The sequence below is a fragment of the Pseudomonas sp. genome (assembly GCF_035497915.1).
GTDB lineage: Bacteria > Pseudomonadota > Gammaproteobacteria > Pseudomonadales > Pseudomonadaceae > Serpens.
In genome coordinates this window covers 74,349-98,511 of the sequence record NZ_DATJCS010000039.1, presented here as the reverse complement: position 1 = coordinate 98,511, position 24,163 = coordinate 74,349, and the positions used below count along the sequence as shown (strand labels likewise).

26 protein-coding genes are annotated in these 24,163 nt (G+C 66.3%); 11 read left to right on the top strand and 15 right to left on the bottom strand.

All coding sequences use genetic code 11. From position 1 onward, the window contains the following. Positions 1–74: 74 nt before the first annotated feature. Genes VL129_RS12410 through pilG form a run of 3 tightly spaced genes read right to left on the bottom strand, consistent with a single transcriptional unit; the run spans position 75 to position 1,471 of the window. Positions 75–611 carry a chemotaxis protein CheW gene (locus VL129_RS12410; protein ID WP_325413128.1) on the bottom strand — a complete coding sequence of 179 codons (537 nt, stop codon included), beginning with the start codon at positions 609–611 and terminating at the stop codon, positions 75–77. Between the two features lie 46 nt (positions 612–657). Continuing rightward, positions 658–1,023, bottom strand: a complete 366-nt coding sequence (pilH, locus tag VL129_RS12405; RefSeq protein WP_325413127.1) for a twitching motility response regulator PilH — start codon at positions 1,021–1,023, stop codon at positions 658–660. A 40-nt stretch (positions 1,024–1,063) separates the two neighbouring features. Beyond that, complete coding sequence (gene pilG, locus VL129_RS12400) at positions 1,064–1,471, bottom strand: twitching motility response regulator PilG (protein WP_325413126.1); 408 nt, start codon at positions 1,469–1,471, stop codon at positions 1,064–1,066. Positions 1,472–1,712: 241 nt separating this feature from the next. Between pilG and gshB the strand changes: the two genes are divergently transcribed. From gshB to VL129_RS12365, 7 genes are all read left to right on the top strand, one after another. Beyond that, positions 1,713–2,666 carry a glutathione synthase gene (gshB, locus tag VL129_RS12395; protein WP_325413125.1) on the top strand — a complete coding sequence of 318 codons (954 nt, stop codon included), beginning with the start codon at positions 1,713–1,715 and terminating at the stop codon, positions 2,664–2,666. 97 nt (positions 2,667–2,763) lie between these two features. Beyond that, on the top strand, positions 2,764–3,651 hold the full coding sequence (locus VL129_RS12390) for an energy transducer TonB (RefSeq protein WP_325413124.1): 888 nt from the start codon (positions 2,764–2,766) through the stop codon (positions 3,649–3,651). Positions 3,652–3,810: 159 nt separating this feature from the next. Further along, on the top strand, positions 3,811–4,377 hold the full coding sequence (locus VL129_RS12385; protein ID WP_325413123.1) for a YqgE/AlgH family protein: 567 nt from the start codon (positions 3,811–3,813) through the stop codon (positions 4,375–4,377). After that, on the top strand, positions 4,374–4,799 hold the full coding sequence (gene ruvX, locus VL129_RS12380; RefSeq protein ID WP_325413122.1) for a Holliday junction resolvase RuvX: 426 nt from the start codon (positions 4,374–4,376) through the stop codon (positions 4,797–4,799). The genes VL129_RS12385 and ruvX overlap by 4 nt, the downstream gene beginning before the upstream one ends. Positions 4,800–4,838: 39 nt before the next feature. Then, complete coding sequence (pyrR, locus tag VL129_RS12375) at positions 4,839–5,348, top strand: bifunctional pyr operon transcriptional regulator/uracil phosphoribosyltransferase PyrR (protein ID WP_325413121.1); 510 nt, start codon at positions 4,839–4,841, stop codon at positions 5,346–5,348. Between the two features lie 13 nt (positions 5,349–5,361). Further along, complete coding sequence (locus VL129_RS12370; RefSeq protein WP_027589113.1) at positions 5,362–6,381, top strand: aspartate carbamoyltransferase catalytic subunit; 1,020 nt, start codon at positions 5,362–5,364, stop codon at positions 6,379–6,381. Next, complete coding sequence (locus VL129_RS12365) at positions 6,381–7,655, top strand: dihydroorotase (RefSeq protein WP_325413120.1); 1,275 nt, start codon at positions 6,381–6,383, stop codon at positions 7,653–7,655. Before VL129_RS12370 ends, VL129_RS12365 begins: the two co-directional genes overlap by 1 nt. 143 nt (positions 7,656–7,798) lie before the next feature. Here VL129_RS12365 and VL129_RS12360 read toward each other — a convergent pair whose 3' ends face one another. The 6 genes from VL129_RS12360 to VL129_RS12335 all read right to left on the bottom strand — a co-directional run bounded on the left by VL129_RS12360 (position 7,799) and on the right by VL129_RS12335 (position 12,733). After that, positions 7,799–8,197, bottom strand: coding sequence for a TM2 domain-containing protein (locus tag VL129_RS12360; protein ID WP_325413119.1), 399 nt, complete (start codon positions 8,195–8,197; stop codon positions 7,799–7,801). A 63-nt stretch (positions 8,198–8,260) separates the two neighbouring features. Next, the gene (locus tag VL129_RS12355) at positions 8,261–10,222 is read right to left on the bottom strand and encodes a dynamin family protein (protein ID WP_325413118.1); all 1,962 of its coding nucleotides are present in this window, start codon (positions 10,220–10,222) and stop codon (positions 8,261–8,263) included. Positions 10,223–10,316: 94 nt separating this feature from the next. Continuing rightward, on the bottom strand, positions 10,317–10,610 hold the full coding sequence (locus VL129_RS12350; protein WP_325413117.1) for a DUF167 domain-containing protein: 294 nt from the start codon (positions 10,608–10,610) through the stop codon (positions 10,317–10,319). Continuing rightward, on the bottom strand, positions 10,607–11,197 hold the full coding sequence (locus tag VL129_RS12345; protein ID WP_325413116.1) for a YggT family protein: 591 nt from the start codon (positions 11,195–11,197) through the stop codon (positions 10,607–10,609). The genes VL129_RS12350 and VL129_RS12345 overlap by 4 nt, the downstream gene beginning before the upstream one ends. Positions 11,198–11,207: 10 nt before the next feature. Beyond that, positions 11,208–12,026 (bottom strand): pyrroline-5-carboxylate reductase, encoded by an 819-nt coding sequence (gene proC, locus VL129_RS12340; RefSeq protein ID WP_325413115.1) that lies wholly within the window; start codon positions 12,024–12,026, stop codon positions 11,208–11,210. 11 nt (positions 12,027–12,037) lie between these two features. Next, the gene (locus VL129_RS12335) at positions 12,038–12,733 is read right to left on the bottom strand and encodes a YggS family pyridoxal phosphate-dependent enzyme (RefSeq protein WP_325413114.1); all 696 of its coding nucleotides are present in this window, start codon (positions 12,731–12,733) and stop codon (positions 12,038–12,040) included. Between the two features lie 69 nt (positions 12,734–12,802). On the opposite strand from VL129_RS12335, the gene VL129_RS12330 reads away from it, so the two are divergent. Further along, complete coding sequence (locus VL129_RS12330; protein ID WP_325413113.1) at positions 12,803–13,837, top strand: type IV pilus twitching motility protein PilT; 1,035 nt, start codon at positions 12,803–12,805, stop codon at positions 13,835–13,837. A gap of 158 nt (positions 13,838–13,995) precedes the next feature. Continuing rightward, on the top strand, positions 13,996–15,129 hold the full coding sequence (locus VL129_RS12325; RefSeq protein ID WP_325413112.1) for a PilT/PilU family type 4a pilus ATPase: 1,134 nt from the start codon (positions 13,996–13,998) through the stop codon (positions 15,127–15,129). 162 nt (positions 15,130–15,291) lie between these two features. Here VL129_RS12325 and sutA read toward each other — a convergent pair whose 3' ends face one another. The 4 genes from sutA to glnK all read right to left on the bottom strand — a co-directional run bounded on the left by sutA (position 15,292) and on the right by glnK (position 18,866). After that, positions 15,292–15,606 carry a transcriptional regulator SutA gene (sutA, locus tag VL129_RS12320; protein ID WP_325413111.1) on the bottom strand — a complete coding sequence of 105 codons (315 nt, stop codon included), beginning with the start codon at positions 15,604–15,606 and terminating at the stop codon, positions 15,292–15,294. A 207-nt stretch (positions 15,607–15,813) separates the two neighbouring features. After that, a complete protein-coding gene (locus VL129_RS12315) occupies positions 15,814–17,067 on the bottom strand; it encodes an ammonium transporter (protein ID WP_325413110.1) in 1,254 nt (417 codons plus the stop codon). Between the two features lie 98 nt (positions 17,068–17,165). After that, complete coding sequence (locus VL129_RS12310; RefSeq protein WP_325413109.1) at positions 17,166–18,488, bottom strand: ammonium transporter; 1,323 nt, start codon at positions 18,486–18,488, stop codon at positions 17,166–17,168. Positions 18,489–18,527: 39 nt separating this feature from the next. Further along, positions 18,528–18,866 (bottom strand): P-II family nitrogen regulator, encoded by a 339-nt coding sequence (gene glnK, locus VL129_RS12305; RefSeq protein WP_325413108.1) that lies wholly within the window; start codon positions 18,864–18,866, stop codon positions 18,528–18,530. 539 nt (positions 18,867–19,405) lie between these two features. Here glnK and VL129_RS12300 point away from each other — a divergent pair. Then, on the top strand, positions 19,406–19,663 hold the full coding sequence (locus VL129_RS12300) for an accessory factor UbiK family protein (protein WP_325413107.1): 258 nt from the start codon (positions 19,406–19,408) through the stop codon (positions 19,661–19,663). Positions 19,664–19,731: 68 nt separating this feature from the next. After that, positions 19,732–21,225: a YifB family Mg chelatase-like AAA ATPase gene (locus VL129_RS12295; RefSeq protein ID WP_325413106.1), complete on the top strand. Its 1,494-nt coding sequence runs from the start codon at positions 19,732–19,734 to the stop codon at positions 21,223–21,225. Between the two features lie 274 nt (positions 21,226–21,499). On the opposite strand, the gene VL129_RS12290 is transcribed toward VL129_RS12295, so the two are convergent. Further along, positions 21,500–22,474 (bottom strand): cytochrome-c peroxidase, encoded by a 975-nt coding sequence (locus tag VL129_RS12290; RefSeq protein WP_325413304.1) that lies wholly within the window; start codon positions 22,472–22,474, stop codon positions 21,500–21,502. 370 nt (positions 22,475–22,844) lie between these two features. Further along, positions 22,845–24,011, bottom strand: a complete 1,167-nt coding sequence (locus VL129_RS12285; RefSeq protein WP_325413105.1) for an OprD family outer membrane porin — start codon at positions 24,009–24,011, stop codon at positions 22,845–22,847. Positions 24,012–24,163: the final 152 nt, after the last annotated feature.

Genomic DNA, 24,163 nt, shown 5'->3' with positions numbered 1-24,163 from the left:
TGGCCCCCGCCTGGACCCACCGCTATTCCCATTTGAAGCCAACGGACCGGATGCCGGCCCACCAAAAATTCGTGTCACACCGCGACGTCGAGGAAGTCCTCGTGCCGCGCCAGCCGCTGCGGACTGAATACCAGCCAGGGCTGCGCGCGATTGAATACGCCGTAAATGAAGGGTTGGATGGCCGCTTCCAGCGGCGGCACCTGCTCGGTAAAGGTCTCGACCGGGAAGTGCTGCATGCCGAACACTTCATCCACGATCAGGCCGGACAGCACGTCCTGATGCTCAACCACCAGCACCCGGCGCTGCTTGCGTGAAGCAGCCGGTTCCTCGCCGAAAAAACTGCACAGATCGATCAGCGGCAACAGCCGGCCACGCACGTTGGCCACGCCCCTGACCCAGGATTTGACGCCGGGCAGCTGGGTGTGGCGCGGTTCGTGAAGGATTTCCCCCACCTCGCCCATGGGCGAGACGAACAGCCGCTCGCCCATGCGAAAGCCGATCCCGCTCCAGGTCTGCTGGGTTTCCAGCTGGGCCGGCAAGCCGGCCGCCAGGATGCGGCAGCGCTGATCGATGCCGAGCAGAAGATCGAAGGGTGTCGGTTGTCCGGACATGCGTGCCCTGCCGTGCCGGGAGTCGATGAGTGCGGGGCGACCGGCGTCAGCCGGCCAGCACCGCGTTCAGCGTCTTGAGCAGGGTCGCCTCGTCCACCGGCTTGGTCAGGTAGTCGCGCGCACCCTGGCGCTTGCCCCAGACCTTATCGGTTTCCTGATCCTTGGTGGTGACGATGATCACCGGAATGTGACTGGTTTCGTCGTCCTTGGTCAGTTGGCGGGTGGCCTGGAAGCCGTTGAGCCCCGGCATGACCACGTCCATCAGCACGGCGTCGGGTTTTTCCTGACGGGCCAGGGCCACGCCATCGGCGCCATTTTCAGCCTTGAGGACCTGATGCCCGTTCTTTTCGAGCATCTCGGTCAGCTTGTACATCTCGGTCGGAGAGTCATCAACAATCAGAATGCGAGCCATGGTGTTCCCCATACGAAATAACAACGGTCCGTCGCAGGACTCAGGATGCCTGTTCGCTCGGCACGAAATCCGGCACGTGGGCCTTGATCGCGCCCAGCAATTCTTCCTTGCTGAACGGTTTGGTGAGGTATTGGTCCGAGCCGACGATCCGCCCCTTGGCCTTGTCGAACAGGCCGTCCTTGGACGAGAGCATGATCACCGGCGTGGATTTGAAGGCGCTATTGTTCTTGATCAGCGCACAGGTCTGGTAGCCGTCCAGACGCGGCATCATGATGTCGACAAAGATGATGTTCGGGTGGCTGTCGGCGATCTTGGCCAGGGCATCGAAACCGTCAACGGCGGTGATGACCTCGCAACCGACCTTCTTCAGCAGGGTTTCCGCGGTGCGGCGAATCGTTTTCGAATCGTCGATCACCATGACTTTCAAACTGCCGGAATGCTGTTCCATTGTCGCCCTACCATTGCCTCGGTGAGTCGTTATCGTTGCGCTTCGCCTGCGCCTGAGACCGGTCTACAACAAGGCTTGTGCCTCGTCGCCGGCCTTTGTAGCACAGGATCCGGACGGCAATCCACAGAGCCGGTCACGCGAAGGATTCAACCTTGACCGAGGGCAGCTCCGGCGCCACCCTTGACGCCTTTGCGCCGCCCGCCACCTTGGCGACCGGCCACCACGCTGCAGAGGAACCCTAATGAGCACTCGTCTCGGGATCGTCATGGACCCCATCGCGGCCATCACCTTCAAGAAGGACAGCTCCCTGGCCATGCTACTGGCCGCCCAGGCGCGCGGCTGGACGCTGTTCTACATGGAACAGCAGGACCTGTATCAGCGCGGCAACCAGGCCCGCGCCCGGGTTCGCCCGCTGCGCGTGTTCAACGACCCGGCGCACTGGTACGAGCTGGAGGCCGAGCAGGACATCGCCCTGCACGAACTCGACGTGATCCTGATGCGCAAGGACCCGCCCTTCAACAGCGAGTACGTATACGCCACCTACCTGCTGGAGCTGGCCGAGAAGGCCGGCAGCCTGGTGGTCAACAGCCCGCGCAGCCTGCGCGACTGCAACGAGAAATTCTTTGCCACCCAGTTCCCGCAGTGCACACCGCCGACCCTGGTGAGCCGGCGCGCGGACATTCTGCGAGAGTTCGCCCGCGAGCACCGTGATGTCATCCTCAAACCGCTGGACGAGATGGGCGGCGCCTCGATCTTCCGCCACCGCGAGGGCGACCCGAACCTGTCGGTGATTCTCGAAGTGCTCACCGAGCACGGCGGCCGGCAGATCATGGCGCAGCGCTACATTCCGGAGATCAAGGATGGCGACAAGCGCATCCTGATGATCGGCGGCGAGCCGGTGCCCTACTGCCTGGCGCGCATCCCCGCCCAGGGCGAGACGCGCGGCAACCTGGCCGCCGGCGGCCGTGGCGAGCCGCGCCCGCTGACCGAGCGCGACCGCGAGATCGCCGCCCTGGTCGGCCCGGAATTGCGCAAGCGCGGCCTGCTGTTCGTCGGCCTGGACGTGATCGGCGAATACCTCACCGAGATCAACGTGACCAGCCCGACCTGCATCCGCGAGATCGACGCCGCCTACGACACGCGCATCGGCGAACGGTTGATGGACGCCATCGCCAGCCGTCTGGGCCGCGGCTGAGCGGGCCCCTGACGATGACCGGAAGCGCTGCCTGGTTCATGGACTTTTGGAGCATCACTGGGCAGACTTCCGGGGTTTCCACGGCGCCGCTTACTCAATGACCGCAGCCATCACCCCCACCCTCGAACCGCCTCGGGTTCGCCCCGCCGACCGCCTGGGCTTTACCCTGTTCCTGGCGGTGGCACTGCACGTCGCGCTGATCTTCGGCCTGGGTTTCGCCCTGCCCAAGCCCAGCGAGATCAGCAAGTCGCTGGAAATCACCCTGTCCACCTTCAAGAGCGACGTGGCGCCCGAGCAGGCCGACTTCCTCGCCCAGGACAACCAGCAGGGCAGCGGCACGCTGGAACACAAGGCGGCGCCCAAGACCACCGAGATTGCGCCCTTTCAGGACACCGAAATCAACAAGGTCGTCCCGCCACCCGCCGCGCCGCCGGAAGTGCCGCGCGAGGCGCCCAAGGCCGCCGTGGCCACGCGCGCGCCCCAGCGCGAGAAGACGCCGGTGCAGGCCGAACTGCAGAAGACCGAGCAGCGCCGCCCGGCGCCGGAGTTCGACAGCTCGCAACTCTCCGCCGAGATCGCCAGCCTGGAGGCCGACCTGGCCCTGGAGCAGCAGCGCTATGCCAAGCGCCCGAAGATCCATCGCCTGAATGCCGCCTCGACCATGCGCGACAAGGGCGCCTGGTACAAGGACGAGTGGCGCCGCAAGGTGGAGCGCATCGGCAACCTGAACTATCCGGACGAGGCGCGTCGCGAAGGCCTGTACGGCAGCCTGCGCCTGCTGGTGTCGATCCGCCGCGACGGCTCGCTGCACGAGGTGCAGGTGCTGGAAACCTCTGGCCAGCCGGTGCTCGACCAGGCGGCCATGCGCATTGTCCACCTGGCCGCGCCCTATGCGCCCTTCACGGGCGACCTGGCCGAATTCGACCGACTGGAAATCATCCGCACCTGGCGCTTCGAGCGCGGCGACCGGCTGTCGAGCCAGTGAATTTGTGGGGCCGGGTTTATCCCGGCCGACGGAGCCTGGGCTGTGCTCCGGACCGGCTGGCGCCGGCCTGTGGCCGGGATCAACCCGGCCCTGCAGGGTTTTCCCGCCGGCCACTCGACACGCTTGCCGCCCTTCCCGCGAAGGCCGACACTAACCGCCATGAACACCACCGACAGTTACCTGAAGAACCAGCTGCTGATCGCCATGCCGCATCTGGCCGACCCGAATTTTGCCCAGGCACTGATCTATCTGGTCGAGCACAACGAGCATGGCGCCATGGGCCTGGTCATCAACCGTCCCAGCGGCCTGGAGCTGGCCGACATTCTCGAACAGCTACGTCCCGAGCAGCCGCCAGCGGCGGAGCGCTACGACCAGCCGGTGTACAGCGGCGGGCCGGTGCAGACCGACCGTGGTTTCGTGCTGCATGACAGCGGCTGGCAGTACCAGGCCACCCTCGATCTGGGCGAGCTGGCGCTGTCCACCTCGCTCGACGTGCTCTACGCCATCGCCGACGGCCACGGCCCGCGCCGCAGCCTGATCACCCTCGGCTATGCCGGCTGGGACGCTGGCCAGCTGGAGACCGAGATCACCGATAACGCCTGGCTGCACTGTCCATGCGACGCGCGCCTGCTGTTCGAGCTGCCGGCCGAGCAGCGTCTCGCCGCGGCGGCCGCCTTGCTGGGCATCGACCTCAACCTGCTGAGCAGCCAGGCGGGCCACGCATGACCGACACCCTACGCCTGGTGATGGGCTTCGATTACGGCACCAAGCAGATTGGCGTGGCGGTCGGCCAGGCGATCACCGGCCAGGCCCGCGAACTCTGCGTGCTCAAGGCGCAGAACGGCGTGCCCGACTGGACGCGCGTCGAGGCGCTGATCAAGGAATGGCAGCCGGACGCCATTGTGGTCGGCCTGCCGCTGAACATGGACGGCACGCCCAGCGATATGAGCGAGCGCGCCGAGAAATTCGCGCGCCGCCTGCATGGCCGCTTCAATCTGCCAGTGCACACCCACGACGAACGCCTGACCACCTTCGAGGCCAAGGGCCAGCGCCTGCGCGAAGGCCAGCGCGGCGGCTACCGGGATCGCCCGGTGGACGCCCTGGCCGCCGCCCTGCTGCTGGAGGGTTGGCTCGAAGCCCGGGGATAACTTTCAACGGCCCACCCGGCCGTCCTTCAAGGAGCGACCATGACCCTTCCGAATCCCGCCGAATTGCTGCCACGCATGGCCCGTGACCTGCGCGCCCACCTGGCCGCCCGGCAGATCAGCGAGCCGCGCTTCATCGGAATCCAGACCGGCGGCCTGTGGGTCGCCCAGGCGCTGCTCGACGAGCTGGGCGAACGCGGCCCGCTGGGCGCGCTGAACGTGTCCTTCTACCGCGACGACTTCAGCCGCACCGGCCTGCATCCCCAGGTGGGCCCCTCCAACCTGCCGTTCGAGATCGAGGGGCAGCATCTGGTGCTGATCGACGACGTACTGATGAGCGGCCGCACCGTGCGCGCCGCGCTCAACGAGCTGTTCGACTACGGCCGCCCGGCCAGCGTGACCCTGGTCTGCCTGCTCGACCTGGATGCCCGCGAGCTGCCGATTCGCGCCGATGTGTTGGGCGCCACCCTGTCGCTGGCCCCCGATGAGCGCGTAAAATTGCTCGGCCCCGCGCCGCTCGCCCTCGAGCGACAGATGCTTGCATCCCACTGAGACCCCGCGAATGATGCCGACCGCCGCTATCAAGCGCCCGCTGCAGCTGAATGACCTCGGCCAGCTGCGCCACTTCCTGTCCCTCGACGGCCTGTCCGGCGAGCTGCTCACCGAAATCCTCGACACCGCCGACTCCTTCCTGGAAGTCGGCGCGCGGGCGGTGAAGAAGGTCCCGCTGCTGCGCGGCCGCACCGTGTGCAACGTGTTCTTCGAGAACTCCACGCGCACGCGCACCACCTTCGAACTGGCCGCCCAGCGGCTGTCGGCCGACGTCATCACCCTGAACGTCTCCACCTCCTCGACCAGCAAGGGCGAGACGCTGTTCGACACCCTGCGCAACCTGGAAGCCATGGCCGCCGACATGTTCGTGGTGCGCCACGCCGACTCCGGCGCCGCACACTTCATCGCCGAACACGTCTGCCCCGAGGTGGCGATCATCAACGGCGGCGACGGCCGCCACGCCCACCCGACCCAGGGCATGCTCGACATGCTGACCATCCGCCGCCACAAGGGCGACTTCGCCAACCTGTCGGTGGCCATCGTCGGCGACATCCTGCACTCGCGGGTGGCGCGCTCCGACATGCTCGCCCTGCGCGCGCTGGGCTGTCAGGACATCCGCGTGATCGGTCCGCGCACCCTGCTGCCCATCGGGCTGGAGGAAAACTACGGCGTGCGGGTGTTCACCAGCCTCAGCGAAGGGCTCAAGGACGTGGACGTGGTGATCATGCTGCGCCTGCAGCGCGAGCGCATGCAGGGCGGTCTGCTGCCCAGCGAGGGCGAGTTCTATCGCCTGTACGGCCTGAGCACCCAGCGCCTGGCGCTGGCCAAGCCGGACGCCATCGTCATGCACCCCGGGCCGATCAACCGCGGCGTGGAAATCGAATCCGCCGTGGCCGACGGCGCCCAGTCGGTGATTCTCAACCAGGTCACTTACGGCATCGCCATCCGCATGGCCGTCATGTCCATGGCCATGAGCGGTCAGGCCGCGCAGCGCCAGCTCGAATCCGAAACCGCTTCCGAGGAGCAGAACTGATGTCCTCCACCCGTATCCTCGGTGCTCGCGTCATCGACCCGGCCAGCGGCCTGGACCGGGTCACCGACCTCTATCTGGACGCCACCAAGATCGTCGCCATCGGCGAGGCGCCGGCCGGTTTCGCGGCCAGCCAGACCCTCGATGCCAGCGGGCTGATCGCCGCGCCGGGCCTGGTCGACCTGTCCGTCGCCCTGCGCGAGCCGGGCTATGGTCGCAAGGGCAGCATCGCCAGCGAGACCCTGGCCGCCGCTGCCGGTGGCGTCACCAGCCTGTGCTGCCCGCCGCTGACCCGCCCGGTGATGGACACCGCCGCGGTGGTCGACCTGGTCCTGGAACGCGCCCAGGAAGCCGGCCACGCCCGAGTGTTCCCCATCGGTGCGCTGACCAAGGGCCTCGGCGGCGAGCAGCTGGCCGAGCTGGTCACCCTGCGCGACGCCGGCTGCGTGGCCTTCGGCGACGGCCTGACCGACATGCCCAACAGCCGCAACCTGCGCCGGGCCATGGAATACGCCGCGACCTTCGACCTGACCCTGGTGCTGCACAGTCAGGACGCGGCGCTGGCCGAAGGCGGCCTGGCCCACGAAGGCCCGACCGCCAGCTTCCTCGGCCTGGCCGGCATTCCGGAAAGCGCCGAGACCGTCGCCCTGTCCCGTCAATTGCTGCTGGTGGAACAGTCCGGCGTGCGCGCGCACTTCACCCAGCTGACCAGCGCCCGCGGCGTGGAAATGATCGCCGCCGCCCAGGCGCGCGGCCTGCCGGTCAGCGCCGACGTGGCGCTGTACCAGTTGATCCTCACCGACGAGGCGCTGGCCGGTTTCTCCAGCCTCTACCATGTGCAGCCGCCGCTGCGCTCACATGCCGACCGCGAGGCCCTGCGCGAGGCAGTGAAGAGCGGCGTGGTGCAGGCGATTGCCAGTCACCACCAGCCGCACGAACTGGATGCCAAGCTGGCGCCCTTCGCCGTCACCGAGCCGGGCATCAGCTCGGTTGAACTGCTGCTGCCGCTGGCCATGACGCTGGTAGAGGATGGCCTGCTGGACCTGCCGACCCTGCTGGATCGCCTCAGCTGGGGCCCGGCACGCGCGCTGCAGCTACCCGCCGGCCGCCTCGCCGTCGGCGCCCCCGCCGACCTGCTGTTGTTCGACCCCGCCAGCAGCACGCTGGCCGGTGAGAGCTGGTACTCCAAGGGCCAGAACTGCCCGTTCCTCGGCCACTGCCTGCCGGGCAAGGTGCGTTACACCCTGATGGACGGACGGATCAGCTACCAGGGCTGAGCCGTGGGTTCCCGCACGGACCCTGTGGGGCCGGCTTTACGCCGGCCAGCGGTCCTGGGTGGGCCGTGCCATGGTGTCACCCCCACCTCTTTCGGCCGGGATAATCCCGGCCCCACAAAAGCGCGTGCAGCCCTCCGCCGCGCTTAGCCCCACAGCCGGTTGCGCTCGGAAATCTGCTGGTTCAGCGTCCAGAAGTCATACAGCACCCCCACCAGGAACAGGCCGCCGGTCAGCAGGTAGAGCAGGCCGGTGATCCACTTGCCCTGGTACATGCGATGCACGCCGAACACGCCGAGGAAGGTCAGCAAAATCCAGGCGATGTTGTAGTCCAGCCGCCCCGAGGTGAAGCGCAGGTCCGCCTGTCGGTCCATCGAGGGGATCAGGAACAGGTCGATGATCCAGCCGACGAACAGCAGGCCGAGGGTGAAGAACCAGATCGTTCCGGTGATCGGCTTGCCGTAATAGAAGCGGTGCGAGCCGAGAAAGCCGAAGATCCACAGCAGGTAACCGATGACCTTGCTGTGGGTGTCGTGATAACGCATGGGCATGCCCCCTGACGGAAAGGATCGGCCTCAGCCTAACCCATCGGCGCGCGCAGCGCGTGTTCAGCGCGCCAGCGGTAGCTGGACCACATTGCCCTGCTGCTGCGCCGGCTCGCAGCGCCGCAGGGAGCGCAGCAGTTCCTCGACCTCCCCCTGCTGTTGCGCCAGCTGCTCGGCATAGCGGGACAGCAGTTGGCCCCGCGTGCGGGTCTGACGGCCGGCCTGGGCCAGGGCGCGCATTTCCAGCAGCTGCTGTTCGAGCAGCTGCTTGCGCTCCTGATTGAACTGCAGCAGCGGCAGCAGCACCTCCGCTTCCCAGCGTTCGATGGCGTCACGCAGGCGCCGATGCAGATCGACCACCGATTGCGCCAGGGTGGCCAGAAACCGCCGGGTGAGGCTGTGCTGCTCGGTCAGCAGCGTGCTGGGCCGCAGGCGGAAGTGGTCGGCGCGCAGACGCAGCTGCAGCAGCTCGCGGGCGAAGGCGTCCAGCGCCAGGCGCGGCGCATCGACCGCCAGCAGCGGGTACGCCTCGTTGTGGCGCCGGTAGATGGCCGCCACGGTTCGATCCGCCATCGCCGCCTCGTCGCACAGGTGGTCCAGATCGGATTCCAGCTGGTCGAAGAAAGCCACGATGCCCTGGCTGATGCCCAGGGTCGTCCAGCTGCCCAGCAGGCGTTCGCGCACCCTCTGCAGCTGCTGTTCCAGGCGCTCGGCGCCGATCACCTGACGCAGCCGCTCGGCCTGCCGGCGCAGCAGGTTCTGTTGGCCGCGCAGGGCAATCAGCCGCTTGTGGTGTTCGGCATGCTCGGCGCGCGCGCGTACGCCCAGCTCGGCGAGCAGCGCATCCTGATCCGTCTCCTCGGCCGCCAGCTGCCGCTGCTGCTCGTCGATGCGGGCGATGCGCTGTGCCAGCAGCGCCTGGCTGGCCAGCAGCATCTCGCGCAACGGTGCCACCACCTGCTCATCGATCAGATGTCCACGGTCGGCAACCAGCCGCTCGCCCAGCAGTGCCTCCAGTTCGGCGAAACGGCTGCGCGCCAGCAGCCGCACATCGTTGCGCACCCGCGCCAGCAGACCCTGGCGGGCCGACAAGGGCAGCACCTGCTCGATATCCAGCCCCAGTTGCCCGGCGCTGTCGCGCCGTATGCGCTCCTGATGGCTGGCAACCTCCTCGGCTTCGAGCAGCTCGTCCTCCAGCACATCGATCTTGTTGAGCAATGCGTACAGGCGCTGCGGCCCCTCGCGCTCCAGGCCGCGCACGTGGCCTTCCCAGATGGCCAGGTCACTGGCGGTCACGCCGCTGTCCGCCGCCAGCAGGAAGAAGATGACCTGCGCCTCGGGCAGCATCGACAGGGTCAGCTCGGGCTCGCTGCCCAGCGCATTCAGCCCGGGGGTATCGAGGATCCGCAGCCCCTTGCGCAGCAGCGGGTGATCGACGCTGGCCAGCGCGTGTCGCCAGGCCGGCACGCGCACGCGATCCGTCTCGCCGGTCAGCTCCAGGGTGGCGGGGTCGAAACCCAGACGCAGCGCCTGCTCGCGGGACACCGCCTTGACCCGCGCCACCTCGGCGAAGGCGTCGGCCATGGCGGCGGGATCCTGCGCGTCGAGGTTGAAGGTCACCCAGGCCGCCGGCCGCTGGCGCAGCTCGGCCAGCGAGACGTCTTCCAGGCGGGTCTCGATCGGCAGCAGGCGCAGGTACGGACGAGCCGCCCGGGCATCGAAAAACAACTCGGTGGGGCACATGGTGGTGCGCCCGGGCTGGGAGGGCAGGATGCGCCGGCCACAGCCGGCAAAGAACAACGCGTTGATCAGCTCGGTCTTGCCCCGCGAGAACTCGCCGACGAAAGCCAGCGTCAGCTGCTCGCTGCGCAGTTGGCGCAAGGCGCGATCCAGGCGCGCTTCCAGCCCTGGGGTGGCCAGCCGGTTGGCCGCCAGCCAGCTGCGATAGCGCACCAGCACGGCGGCCAGCGCGCGTTTCCATTGCACGGAAGCATCAATCTGCTGGCCGAGGCGGTCCAGGCTCATGGCGGCATGTCCTTATGCGAAGAGGCATGCCGTGCATTATTGGTCAGCGTGGCGGGACGTCCAGCGACTGGCGCACATGCGCGACGGGCGCAGCTCAGGCGTTGGCGATGCCCAGCCCTTCCGGCACTTTCTGCGGCCGCCTGATGCGTACCCGCTTCTGGCGGTTCAGCTCGCCGCTTTCCAGGCTGACCTGGCTTTTCGGCACGCCGAAGGCCTTGGCCAGGAAGGCCATCAGGTGGGCGTTGGCCTTGCCTTCCACGGGCGGAGCGGTGAGGCGGATCTTCAGGCGGTCGCCGTGCAGGCCGGCGAATCCATCCTTGCTGGCCTTGGGCTGCAGATGCACGGCGAGGAGCAGGTCCTCGCCGTCCCAGCGGTACCAGTCCGTCACAGGAACGGCGCGAGGATCTTCGGCATCTCGCTCATGACCGCCAGGTTGCGGATCACCAGCATGTCCAGCAGGTTCAGCGCGATGAAGGCGAAGATCGGCGAGATGTCCAGGCCACCCAGGTTGGGCAGGAAGCGGCGGATCGGCGCCAGCAGCGGTTCGCAGATCTGGTGGACCAGCTGCGCGGCCGGGTTGTGCGTGCCGGGCGCGACCCAGGAGAGGATCACGCTGATGATCAGCGCAAAGAAGAAGATCTTCAGGAACAGCGAGGTGACGCCGATCAGCGACCAGACCAACAGCTCAGGCAGGCTCCACTGGATGCGGCCATCGAGTGCCAGGACGATCAGCATCAGCGCCAGTTGGACCAGCAGCGCCAGCACCAGCGAGGCCAGGTCGATACCGCCGAATCCGGGAATCACCCGGCGCAGCGGCATCAAGAGCGGCGAGGTGGCGCGCACGATGAACTGGCTGAGCGGGTTGTAGAAGTCGGCGCGCACCAGCTGCAGCACGAAGCGCAGCAGCACGATCAGCAGGTACAGGCTGCCGAGGGTTTGAATCACATACACGGCGGCGGTGGAAAGACCGTTCATCAACAGCTCCTTATTGACCCAGTTGTTCGGCCAGCTCGGCGGAACGAGCGGCGGCGGCGTTCAATGCCTGTTGCACGAGGGTTTCGAAACCACCGGCCTGGAAGGCCTTGATGGCCGCTTCGGTGGTGCCGTTGGGCGAGGTGACGCGGCGACGCAGCTCGGCGGCATCCACATCACTCTCGGTGGCCATGCGCGCCGCGCCCAGCGCGGTCTGCAGGGTCAGCTGCGCGGCGGTTTCGCGTGGCAGGCCAAGCTGCTCACCGGCGGCGGTCATCGCCTCGATAAGCAGGAAAAAGTAGGCCGGGCCGCTGCCGGACACGGCGGTGACCGCGTCGATCAGCCTTTCCTCGTCCAGCCACAGGGCCACGCCGACCGCCGAGAGCAGCTGTTCGGCCTGGGCGCGCTGCGCCGGGCTGACCCGGGCGTTGGCGAACAGCCCGCTTACGCCCTGGCGCAGCAGCGCCGGGGTGTTGGGCATGCAGCGCACAATCGCCTTGGGACCGAGCCACTGCTCCAGGCTGGCGCAGGGGATGCCGGCGGCGATGGAAACGATCAGCGGGTTGCCGGTCAGGCTCGGCGCCAGCGCCTGGCACACGGCTTTCATGACCTGCGGCTTGACCGCCAGCACCACCACGTCGGCACCGGCCACCGCCTCGGCGTTGTCGGCGCACAGGAAGATGCCGTGCTCGGCGCCCAGGCGGGCACGCTGTTCGGCGCTGGGGTCGCTGGCGCGGATGCGCTCGGCGGGCACGCCCTGGGCGCGCAGGCCGCCGATCAGGCTGGCGGCCATGTTGCCGGCGCCGATGAAGGCGATTCGAGGTTGGTTCATAACGGATTCCTTCAGGAGGGGCGCGCGGCGGAATAGTCGCGCGCGCCGAACAGCGCCGTGCCGATGCGCACCCAGGTGGCGCCTTCGGCGATGGCGGATTCGAGGTCGTGGCTCATGCCCATGGACAGGGTGTCGAGCTCATAAGGTAGCCGCGCCTGCAGTTCGCGCAGGCGGGCGAAGGCGGCACGCTGCTCGGCGGGATCGTCGGTCGGTTCGGGAATGGCCATCAGGCCGCGCAGACGCAGATGCGGCAGGGCCGCCACAGCGGCGGCCAGCGCCGGCAGGTCCTCCGGCGCGCAGCCCGACTTGCTGGCCTCGCCGCTGACATTCACCTGCAGGCAGATGTTCAGCGCCGGCAGCTCGGCCGGGCGCTGTTCGGACAGGCGCTGGGCGATCTTCAGGCGATCCACCGAATGCACCCAGGCGAAGTGCTCGGCGATGGCCTTGGTCTTGTTCGACTGGATGGGGCCGATGAAATGCCAGTACAGCGGCAGGTCGGTCAGCTCTTGTTGCTTGCCCAGGGCTTCCTGCAGGTAGTTCTCGCCGAAATCGCCCTGGCCGCAAGCGTACGCGGCGCGGATCGCCTCGGCCGGCTGGGTCTTGCTCACCGCCAGCAGACCAACGCTGGCCGGGTCACGGCCGACCCCTTGCGCCGCCTCACGGATCCGCGTGCGAACCTTTGCAATCTTCTCTTCTATCGTCGACATTACTGGCGCTCTGAGCCGGGCCCCACGAGGCTTGGCATTCTACCCGCTTGCCTGTGATTGGGGAGTCCCATGGATATTACCGAGCTGCTCGCCTTCAGCGCCAAACAGGGCGCGTCGGACCTGCACCTGTCGTCCGGTTTGCCGCCGATGATCCGCGTGGACGGCGATGTCCGGCGCATCAACCTGCCGGCCATGGATCACAAGCAGGTGCATGCGCTGATCTACGACATCATGAACGACAAGCAGCGCAAGGATTACGAGGAGTTCCTGGAAACCGACTTCTCCTTCGAAGTCCCCGGCGTGGCGCGCTTCCGGGTCAACGCCTTCAACCAGAACCGCGGCCCCGGCGCGGTGTTCCGCACCATTCCTTCCAAGGTGCTGACCATGGACGACCTGGCCATGGGCGAGATCTTCAAGACGATCGCCGACGTGCCGCGCGGCCTGGTGCTGGTCACCGGCCCGACCGGTTCGGGTAAGTCGACCACCCTGGCGGCGATGCTCGACTACATCAACAGCAACAAATACCAGCACATCCTCACCGTCGAGGACCCCATCGAATTCGTCCACGAATCCAAGAAGTGCCTGGTCAACCAGCGCGAAGTGCACCGCGACACGCTGGGTTTCAACGAGGCCCTGCGCTCGGCGCTGCGTGAAGACCCGGACATCATCCTGGTCGGTGAAATGCGCGATCTGGAGACCATCCGCCTGGCGCTGACCGCCGCGGAAACCGGCCACCTGGTGTTCGGCACCCTGCACACCACCTCGGCGGCCAAGACCATCGACCGTATCGTCGACGTGTTCCCGGCCGAGGAGAAATCCATGGTCCGCTCGATGCTTTCCGAGTCGCTGCAGGCGGTGATCTCGCAGACCCTGCTGAAGAGAATCGGCGGCGGCCGGGTGGCGGCCCACGAGATCATGATCGGCACCCCGGCGATCCGTAACCTGATCCGCGAGGACAAGGTGGCGCAGATGTACTCGGCGATCCAGACCGGCGGCGCGCAGGGCATGCAGACCCTGGATGCCTGCCTGAAGAACCTGCTGGCCAAGGGCATGATCAGCCGCGACAGCGCCCGCGAGAAGGCCAAGTCGCCCGAGCATTTCTGACGGCTTTCGGCGGGGCCGATGCCCCCTCTCCCCTCGCGGGAGAGGGCCAGGGAGAGGGGGAATGCGCGATACCTGCCCCACCCTCTCCCCCAGCCCCTCTCCCGTCAAGGGAGCGGGGGACCACCTGAGCCAACCTTTCAACGACAGGGATCCAACCCATGGAAATGGAACAACTGCTGCGCCTGATGGTGGAAAAAGGCGGCTCCGACCTGTTCATCACCGCCGGCGTACCGCCGTCGATGAAGGTCAACGGGCGCATCCTGCCGGTCACCAAGACCGCGCTGTCGCCGGAGATGACCCGCGAGACCGTGCTCGGCACAATGAACGAGCAGCAGCGCCGCGAGTTCGCCGAGAACCACGAGTGCAACTTCGCCATCAGCGCGCGCGGCATCGGCCGTTTCCGGGTCAGCGCCTTCTACCAGCGCAACCTGGTGGGCATGGTGTTGCGGCGCATCGAGACCAACATTCCGACCCTCGACGACCTCAAGCTGCCCGAGGTGCTGAAGAAGCTGTCGCTGTCCAAGCGCGGGCTGATCCTCTTCGTCGGCGCCACCGGCACCGGCAAGTCCACCTCGCTGGCGGCGATGATCGGCCACCGCAACAAGAACTCCAGCGGCCACATCATCACCATCGAGGACCCGATCGAGTTCATCCACCAGCACCAGAACTGCATCGTCACCCAGCGTGAAGTCGGCATCGACACCGAGTCCTTCGAGGTGGCGCTGAAGAACACCCTGCGCCAGGCGCCGGACGTGATCCTGATCGGCGAGGTGCGCACCCGCGAGACCATGGACTACGCGGTGGCCTTCGCTGAAACCGGTCACCTATGCCTGGCCACCCTGCACGCCAACAACGCCAACCAGGCGCTGGACCGCATCATCAACTTCTTCCCCGCCGACCGGCAGCAGCAGGTGTGGATGGACCTGTCGCTGAACCTGCGCGCCATCGTCGCCCAGCAACTGGTGCCAACCCCGGACGGCAAGGGCCGCCGCGCGGTGATCGAGGTGCTGATCAATACCCCGCTGGCCGCCGACCTTATCCGCAAGGGCGAGGTGCACGAGCTGAAGTCGCTGATGAAGCGCTCCACCGAGCAGGGCATGCAGACCTTCGACCAGGCGCTCTACCAGCTGTATACCCAGGGCGAAATCACCTACCAGGACGCCCTGGCCCATGCCGACTCGTCGAACGACCTGCGCCTGATGATCAAGCTGGGTTCGGAAACCGACGGCGAGCACCTGAGCGCCACCAGCCAGAAGCTCAGCCTGGCGCCGAGCGACGACGATTTCCGGTAGGGCCACAAGGAAATGGTCCCTCCTGTGGGGCCGGCTTTATGCCGGCCTTGGCCGGGATAAACCCGGCCCCACAGATCCCCATGCGGACCTCGGGCCCGTAGAAGCGCGACCAGCCAAATAAAAAACCCACCTCACGGTGGGTTTTTCATTCACGGAACCGACTCAGATGGGGCGGCTGCCGTACTTGCTGTCCGGCTTCTTCGGCGGATCGGCGACGACGTTGGGCTCGATTTCCTGAACCCGGCCACCACGCGCGAGGAACTCTTCCATGGCGCGGGCCAGGGCATCACGCTCCTTCTGCTTGGCCTCCACGCTGGGAAGCTCTTCAGGATCGACCGCCTGCTTGGCCTTCTTGCTCGTGGGAGCGGGGGCCTCGGCGTCATCGTCGCCCTCGATCTCTTCGGCGGCGTTCAGCTCCTCACCTTCGTCCTCGTCGGTGGTTTCCAGTTCGTCCTGTTCGAGTTCTTCGTCGCTCATAGTCACCTCATGTCTTGCTCGAAGTCGGGTAGTTATAGCCCAGACAAAAAAAAATTCGACTCGCCGAAAGCAGCAGTCGGAAGTGCTCGCCGGCACACCACTGGCGGGCCGGTTCTTGCAACCGGCCGGCGATTTTGGCGCGCATTCTAGCGTGGCGACGGAAAAAGCAAAGGGCGCCCGTAGGCGCCCTTTGTCAGAGAGTGAAACTCAGCGCGTGCTGGTGAATTCCGGATAGGCCTCCAGGCCGCATTCGGCGATGTCCACGCCTTCGTATTCCTCCTCCTCGCTGACGCGCAGGCCCATCACCGCCTTGATGATGCCCCAGACGATCAGGCTGGCGATGAATACCCAGGCGAAGATGCTGACCACGCCCAGCAGCTGCGCGCCGAAGGTGGCATCGGCATTGGTGGCCGGCACGATCAGGCAGCCCCAGATGCCGACCACGCCGTGCACCGAGATGGCACCGACCGGGTCGTCGATCTTCAGACGGTCCAGGCCGAGGATGCTGAGCACCACCAGCACGCCACCCACGGCGCCGATCAGTACCGCCTGTTCGGCGCTCGGGGTCAGCGGCTCGGCGGTGATCGCCACCAGGCCGGCCAGCGCGCCATTGAGGATCATGGTCAGGTCGGACTTGCCGAACAGCAGACGCGCGGTGATCAGCGCGGCCACCAGGCCACCGGCGGCGGCCAGGTTGGTGTTGACGAACACCTGGGCCACGGCGTTGGCGTCCTCGATGGTGCTCATCTTCAGCTGCGAACCGCCGTTGAAGCCGAACCAGCCCATCCACAGGATGAAGGTGCCGAGGGTCGCCAGCGGCAGGTTGGCGCCGGGAATGGCGTTGATCTGGCCGTTGGCGCCGTACTTGCCCTTGCGGGCGCCGAGCAGCAGGACACCGGCCAGCGCGGCAGCGGCACCGGCCATGTGCACCAGGCCGGAACCGGCAAAGTCGGAGAAGCCAGCGGCGTCCAGGAAGCCGCCGCCCCATTTCCAGAAGCCCTGCACCGGGTAGATGAAGCCGGTCATCACCACCGCGAAGGCGATGAAGGCCCACAGCTTCATGCGCTCGGCCACCGCACCGGAGACCACCGACATGGCGGTGGCGGCGAACACGATCTGGAAGAAGAAGTCAGCACGCGCCGAGTAGTAGGGCGCGTCCTCGCCACCGGCGGCGACCGCGTCCACGGCGTTCTCGTCGCCGATCAGGAAGCCCAGGCTCGGCAGGATGCCGCCCTCCGGGCTGGAGTACATGATGTAGTAGCCGACCACCAGGTACATGATCGACGCCACGGCGTACAGCACGATGTTCTTGGTGAGGATCTCGGCGGTGTTCTTGGCGCGCACCAGGCCGGATTCGAGCATGGCGAAGCCAGCCGCCATCCACATCACCAGGGCACCGCAGATCAGGAAATAGAAGGTATCGAAGCCGTACTGGACGGGTATCAGGGCACTGCTTTCCATTTATGTGTTCCTTGCTGTTGCGCGTCAGGCGCGCTTGAGGAAGGTGGCAGGCTGGGCCTGCCAGGGCGCCCGGCAATGGCTGCCGGGCGCCGGCCGGCTTACAGGTTGTAGCCGCGTTCGTTGTGCAGGCTGAGGTCGAGGCCGATGGTCTCTTCTTCCTCGGTCACCCGCAGGCCCATGACCAGGTCGATCACCTTGAGGATGATGTAGGTCAGGACGCCGGTGTAGACCACGGTAAACAGCACGCTCTCGGTCTGGATCCACAGCTGGGTGGCGATGCTCTCGATCTCGCCGAAACCACCCAGGGACTGGGCGCCGAAGGCACCGACCAGGATCGCGCCGACGATGCCGCCGACACAGTGCACGCCGAACACGTCCAGGGAGTCGTCGTAGCCCAGCTTGCGCTTGAGGCTGGTGGCGCAGAAGAAGCAGATCACGCCCGCCGCCAGACCGATCACCAGGGCACCGACCGGACCGACCGCGCCGGCGGCGGGGGTGATGGCCACCAGGCCGGCCACGACACCGGAAGCGATGCCCAGGGCGCTGGGTTTGCGATGGGTGATCCACTCGGCGAACATCCAGGCCAGCGCGGCGGCGGCGGTGGCGATCTGGGTGACCAGCATGGCCATGCCGGCGGTCTCGTCAGCCGCGGCGGCGGAGCCGGCGTTGAAGCCGAACCAGCCGATCCACAGCATGGCCGCGCCCATCAGGGTGTAACCCAGGTTGTGCGGCGCCATCGGCGTGGTCGGGAAGCCCTTGCGCTTGCCCAGCACCAGGCAGGCCACCAGACCGGCGATACCGGCATTGATGTGCACCACGGTGCCACCGGCGAAGTCGATCACGCCTGCGTCCCACAGCAGCGCGCCGTCACCGCCCCAGACCATGTGGGCCATCGGCGCGTAGACCACGGTGAACCACACGGCCATGAAGATCAGCATGGCGGAGAACTTCATGCGCTCGGCGAAGGCGCCGACGATCAGCGCCGGGGTGATGATGGCGAAGGTCATCTGGAAGGTGACGAACACGCTTTCCGGGAAGGCGCCGATCAGGCTTTCCTTGGTCAGGTTGACCAGGAAGGCGTTGTCCAGGCTGCCGATGATGGAGTTGATGTTGAACACACCGGCTTCCATACCTTCGGTGCTGAAGGCCAGGCTGTAGCCGTAGGCGAACCAGAGGATGCTCATCAGGCCGGTGATGGCGAAGCATTGCATCATCACCGACAGGACGTTCTTGGAACGCACCATGCCGGCATAGAACAGCGCCAGGCCGGGGATGGTCATGAACAGCACCAGGGCGGTGGAGGTCAGCATCCAGGCGGTGTCGCCGGCATTCAGGGCGGCGGTTTCTTCCTGGGCCATGGCCAGGCCTGGGAAACCTAGGGACAGCAGGGCGCCTAGCCCTGCGATCTTTCGCAGAGTCATGGTTGTTACTCCTGGGGCGGGGTGGGGTCGGAGGGGGCGTTAGATCGCGTCGGAACCGGTTTCGCCGGTGCGGATACGAATGGCCTGCTCCAGGTTGACGACAAAGATCTTGCCGTCGCCGATCTTGCCGGTATTGGCCGCCTTGCTGATGGCCTCGATGACGCGGTCGAGCTGGTCATCGTCGATGGCCACTTCGATTTTCACCTTGGGCAGGAAGTCGACGACATATTCGGCGCCACGGTACAGCTCGGTGTGGCCCTTCTGCCGTCCGAAGCCCTTGACCTCGGTGACGGTGATGCCTTGAACACCGATGTCGGACAACGACTCGCGGACGTCGTCCAGTTTGAACGGCTTGATGATGGCAGTGACTAGTTTCATGAAACTTCTCCCGTTAGGTGGACTTGCCCCAGAAGTACTTAACCCCACGGCAAGTCTAAGCTCAGTGTCTGGCCTTTGGAACGCATCGCCGGCGCTGGCACAGTCGATTTCTTCTGTCCCTGAAGCACCGGGCTCAGGTTCTGCATCAGTGCACGTGACACTCGGGATATAGCGAAAAGCTTGCCAGGTGCTCGCAGGCCACGGCCCACGCGGGCTGCAGCGATTGACGAGGGTTGCCGACCGGCGGCAGCGCACCAACATGGCGCACTGCCGCTTGCCTCGGTGCGTCTTTTACGTGCATAGCCATAGGCTTTAGTCGAAGCGTCGCGGCGGCCGGGATCAACCCGGCCCCACAGGTTTCCTGGCCAACCCTCAGTGCCGGCCAGCCACATCCGTTCAGGCACACTTGTAGGGCCGGCTTTACGCCGGCCGACGGGGCCGAGGGCCCCACCACCAGGGCCGGGATAAACCGGGCCCCACGAGTTCCCGCCCCGCCGTTCTGCGCTAAACTGCCCGCCGACTTTCTTCAGGAGCCGTCCATGCTGCCGCCCAAAGCCTTGTTCGATGCCATCAGCAACCAGGCTGCCCGCCTGATTGGCGGCGAAACCCCGCTGCCGCCCGCGGAGCTGGAATCCCGCCTCAAGGCCCTGCTGCAGAGCGCCTTCAGCAAGCTGGACCTGGTCAGTCGCGACGAGTTCGACAGCCAGATGGTGGTGCTGGCCCGCACCCGCGCCCGCCTGGAAGCGCTCGAAGCCCGCGTAGCGGAGCTGGAAGCGCAGCGCACCGAGCAGACCTGAGTCACGCCGACATCCGGCCGTTCGAAGGCTCCGCATGGACGTGGAGCCCCATCATCAAGGAGTGATGCATGTCCCTGGCCCTGGTTCACAGTCGCGCCCTGGTGGGCGTCGAGGCGCCGGCCGTCAGCGTCGAAGCCCACCTGGCCAACGGCCTGCCCTCGCTGACCCTGGTCGGCCTGCCGGAAACCAGCGTGCGCGAAAGCAAGGACCGCGTGCGCAGCGCCCTGCTCTGTTGCGGCTTCGACTACCCGCAACGGCGCATCACCCTGTCTCTGGCGCCGGCCGACCTGCCCAAGGACGGCGGCCGCTTCGACCTGGCCATCGCCCTGGGCATTCTCGCCGCCAGCGGCCAGGTACCCAACGAACCCCTCTGCCATTACGAGTGCCTGGGCGAGCTGGCGCTGTCCGGCGAACTGCGCCCGGTACGCGGCGTGCTGCCGGCCGCGCTGGCCGCGCGCGCGGCGGGGCGCAAGCTGATCGTCGCCACACAGAACGCCGAGGAGGCCAGCCTGGCCTCGGGGTTGGAGGTGTATGCGGTCGAACATCTGTTGCAGCTGGCCGCGCACCTCACCGGCCAGGAGCCGCTGGCGCCCTACCAGGCCCAAGGGCTGCTGCGCCAGACGCAACCCTACCCGGATCTCGCCGACGTGCACGGCCAGTTGGCCGCCAAGCGCGCCCTGCTGGTGGCGGCGTCAGGCGCCCACAACCTGCTGCTCAGCGGCCCACCCGGCACCGGCAAGACGCTGCTGGCCAGCCGCCTGCCCGGGCTGCTGCCGCCGCTGGAGGAGTCCGAAGCCCTGGAAGTGGCCGCCATCCATTCGGTGGCCGCCCATACCCCGCTGAGTCATTGGCCACAGCGCCCGTTCCGCAATCCCCACCACAGCGCCTCGGGCCCCGCGCTGGTCGGCGGTGGCAGTCGGCCGCGTCCGGGCGAAATCACCCTCGCCCACCAGGGTGTGCTGTTCCTCGATGAGTTGCCCGAATTCGACCGCAAGGTGCTGGAAGTGCTGCGCGAGCCGCTGGAAAGCGGCGAAATCGTCATCGCCCGCGCCACGGAAAAGCTGCGCTTCCCGGCGCGCTTCCAGCTGGTTGCCGCGATGAACCCCTGCCCGTGCGGCTACCTGGGTGATCCCGCCGGCCGCTGCCGCTGCACGCCGGAGCAGGTGCAGCGCTACCGCAACAAGCTGTCCGGGCCGCTGCTCGACCGCATCGACCTGCATGTCACGGTGGCCCGCGAGACCACCCAGCTCGCACCCGCCGAGACGATGCCGCAGAGCACCCCGCAGGCAGCCGACCAGGTGGCCCGTGCACGGGTGCGCCAGCAGGCCCGACAGGGCTGCGCCAACGCCTTTCTCGACCTGCCGGGACTGCGCCGGCATTGCGCGCTGGCGGATGAAGACCGCCTCTGGCTGGAAAAGGCCTGCGAACGCCTGGGTCTGTCGCTGCGCTCGGCCCACCGCCTGCTCAAGGTGGCGCGCACCCTGGCCGATCTCGAGGCATGCGAACACATCGGCCGCCAACACCTGGCCGAGGCGCTGCAGTATCGGCAGGGGCAGGGTTGAGGGTCGGTTTTGTGCCGCGACGCCTTGGCATCAACAGACGTAGGGCGCTCGGCGCTTTTCGGCCGTCGGGAGCCACCCGGCTGAGGAACGGGGTCATTTCCCCTGTAGGGCCGGCTTTACGCCGGCCGACGGAGTCTGGGCCTCGTATTCGGGGCCGGCCGACGCCGGCCTTTGGCCGGGATAAACCCGGCCCTACAGAGTGAAGAGTTCATTGCGCTGACAACAAAAAACCCCGGGCCTTGCGGCACCGGGGTTTTTCGTCACGCCTGGCCGATCAGTTGAACGGCTGCGGACGCGGGGTCTTGGCGGTGGACGGCGGCAGGATCGGCAGCGCGAAACTCGGCTGCTCGCCGGTCAGGGTCTTCAGGAAGGCCGTGATCTGGGCGATCTGCTTCTGCTCCAGCTTGCGACCCAGCTGCAGACGGGCCATCACGTCCACGGCTTCTTCCAGGTTCCAGTAGGCACCGTCGTGGAAGTAGGGGTAGGTCAGCTCGACGTTGCGCAGGGTCGGCACCTTGAACTTCATGCGGTCGGCGTCATTGCCGGTCAGGCCGGCGACACCTTCGGCCGGGTTCTTGGTGGCATAGGCCTCGACCAGACCCATCTTCTGGAAGGAGTTGCCGCCCACGGCGCTGCCGTTGTGGCAGGCGGTGCAGCCCACGTCCTTGAACAGCTGGTAGCCGGCCAGTTCGTCCTTGTTCAGCGCCTTCTTGTCGCCCTTGAGCCACTTGTCGAAGCGCGAGTTCGGCGTCACCAGGGTCTCTTCGAAGGCGGCGATGGCGTCGGTCACCTGATCGATGTCGATGCTGTTCTTGCCGTAGACCTTTTTGAAGGATTCCTTGTACTGCGGGATGGAATCCAGCACGTCCACGGCCAGGTTGTGGGTGAAGCCCATTTCCATCGGGTTGGCGATCGGGCCGCCGGCCTGGGCCTTCAGGTCAGCCGCGCGGCCATCCCAGAACTGCGCCAGGTTCAGGCTGGAGTTCAGCACGGTCGGCGAGTTGATCGGGCCCTGCTGCCAGTTGTGACCGATGGACGACGGCAGGTTGTCGCTGCCACCCATGGACAGGTTGTGGCAGGAGTTGCAGGAAATGAAGCCGGACTTGGACAGGCGCGGATCGAAGAACAGCTGCTTGCCCAGCTCCACCTTGGCCTGGCTGGTCACCTTGGCCGGCTGGATCGGTTGAATCGGTTCGTTGCTCGGCGCGGCGATGGCGCCGACGCTTACGCTCAGGCCCAGGGCCAGCATCACGGGTTTGAACATGGTCGGGGGCTCCTACTGCTTATCGGGGTTAGACCAAAGATGCCGATAGCGGCATAGGGCCATATTGATATGCGTCAAGGCGGAGGAGAAAAGGTAGGGTTAGCGCGCAGGCGAACCCCAGGGCGTTTGTAAGGCCGGCACCAGCCGGCCCCGCACACGAACAACCCTGTGGGGCCGGCTTTACGCCGGCCAGCGGAGTGGAATACCGCGCCTTGGTGACGCTCACACCGCCGTCGGCCGGGATAAACCCGGCCCCACAGGTAGCGTAACCAGGGCGAACGGGCGCATGCCGCGCCGGCAAACAAAAACCCCTGCCGCCGGGAGGCAACAGGGGTTCGGTTACCGCGCAGCGCGATTACATCAGCGGGATGCTGTAGTTCACGATGAAGCGGGTTTGGTCGACGTCGCCGGAACCGTCGCCGTCATACATGCCGTGCATCAGACGAGCGCCCAGGCCCTTGAACTCACCTTCCTGCACGGTGTAGCCCACCACCAGGTCGGTTTCGGTGTGGTCGCGGTTCAGAACACCGCCGTCACCCATCTGATGAATCACGCTGGCGTTCAGACCCTTGACACCCACGGTGCCGAAGTCGAAGCCGTAGCTGACCAGGGTCACGGACTCATCCGGGTTATCCATCGCGCCCGGACCAGTCATGCGCTCGGTGATGATGTACTTGCTCGGGCCGATGGCACGGAACCGGCCGTCTTCGGAGCTTTGCTGATAGCCAAGGCCTACGGTATGACCCGACACGGAGTAGTTGACCAGCACGCTCCACAGATTGTTAGCGTCGTCGGCACCTTCGTCCTTGGTATTGAAGAAACGAACATCCGCGCCCAACTTGCCGGCGCCCATGGCGGCGGAATACTTCAGGCCGGCGAAATGCTGCTGGTAAACGTCTTGAACGTTTCCGTAATAGTACTGCGCAGTCAGACCGTCCATGACCTTGTAGTCGGCACCGAGCAGAGAGAACTCGCCCGCGATGTCATTCAGGTCCTGCCAATCGTCGTTGTTACGCTGCGATACCTTGGTGACATGACCGGCGGTCAGGGTCAGATTGGCGATGTCCTGGTTGGTGACCAGTACGCCTTCAACCAATTGCGGCAGCAGGCGCGCGTCGTTGGCGACAAAAACCGGAGTGTTGGGGCGCAGGGCACCGGCATAAGCGTTGGTGTTGCCAACACGGGCCTTCACGGTCGCGCCGGCCTTGTTCAGACGGTCCTGATTTGCAGAGATCAGCTGACCGGTATCGTCGCCATGCTCTGCCAGTTCATAGCCGGCGCCACCGAACAGATCGACACCGAAGCCGACAGTGCCTGCGGTGTACCCGGACTTGTAATTGAGCATGAAGCCCTGGGCCCATTGGCCACCATCCGTCATGGTGGTGTTCTGGTCATCCTGGGTGAAGTAATAGTTACGCAGGTCCAGGCTCAGCTTGCTGTCCTTGACGAAATCAGCGGCAGCGAACTGGCTCATGCCCAGAGCGCTGGCGGCTACGGCTACAGCCACGGCAGTTTTTTTCATTTGTTCTTACTCCAGTTTTGGTTTTATCGAGCCGGGTTTTGCCCGTCTTCGAGCGCATCGGTCGGCACGCCTTTCCCCCCAGCGTTCCGACGATATTCGCGACCGACCGTCCCCAACGGTACCGCTCGGCCTTTCACCTGCCTGTTGTGCCT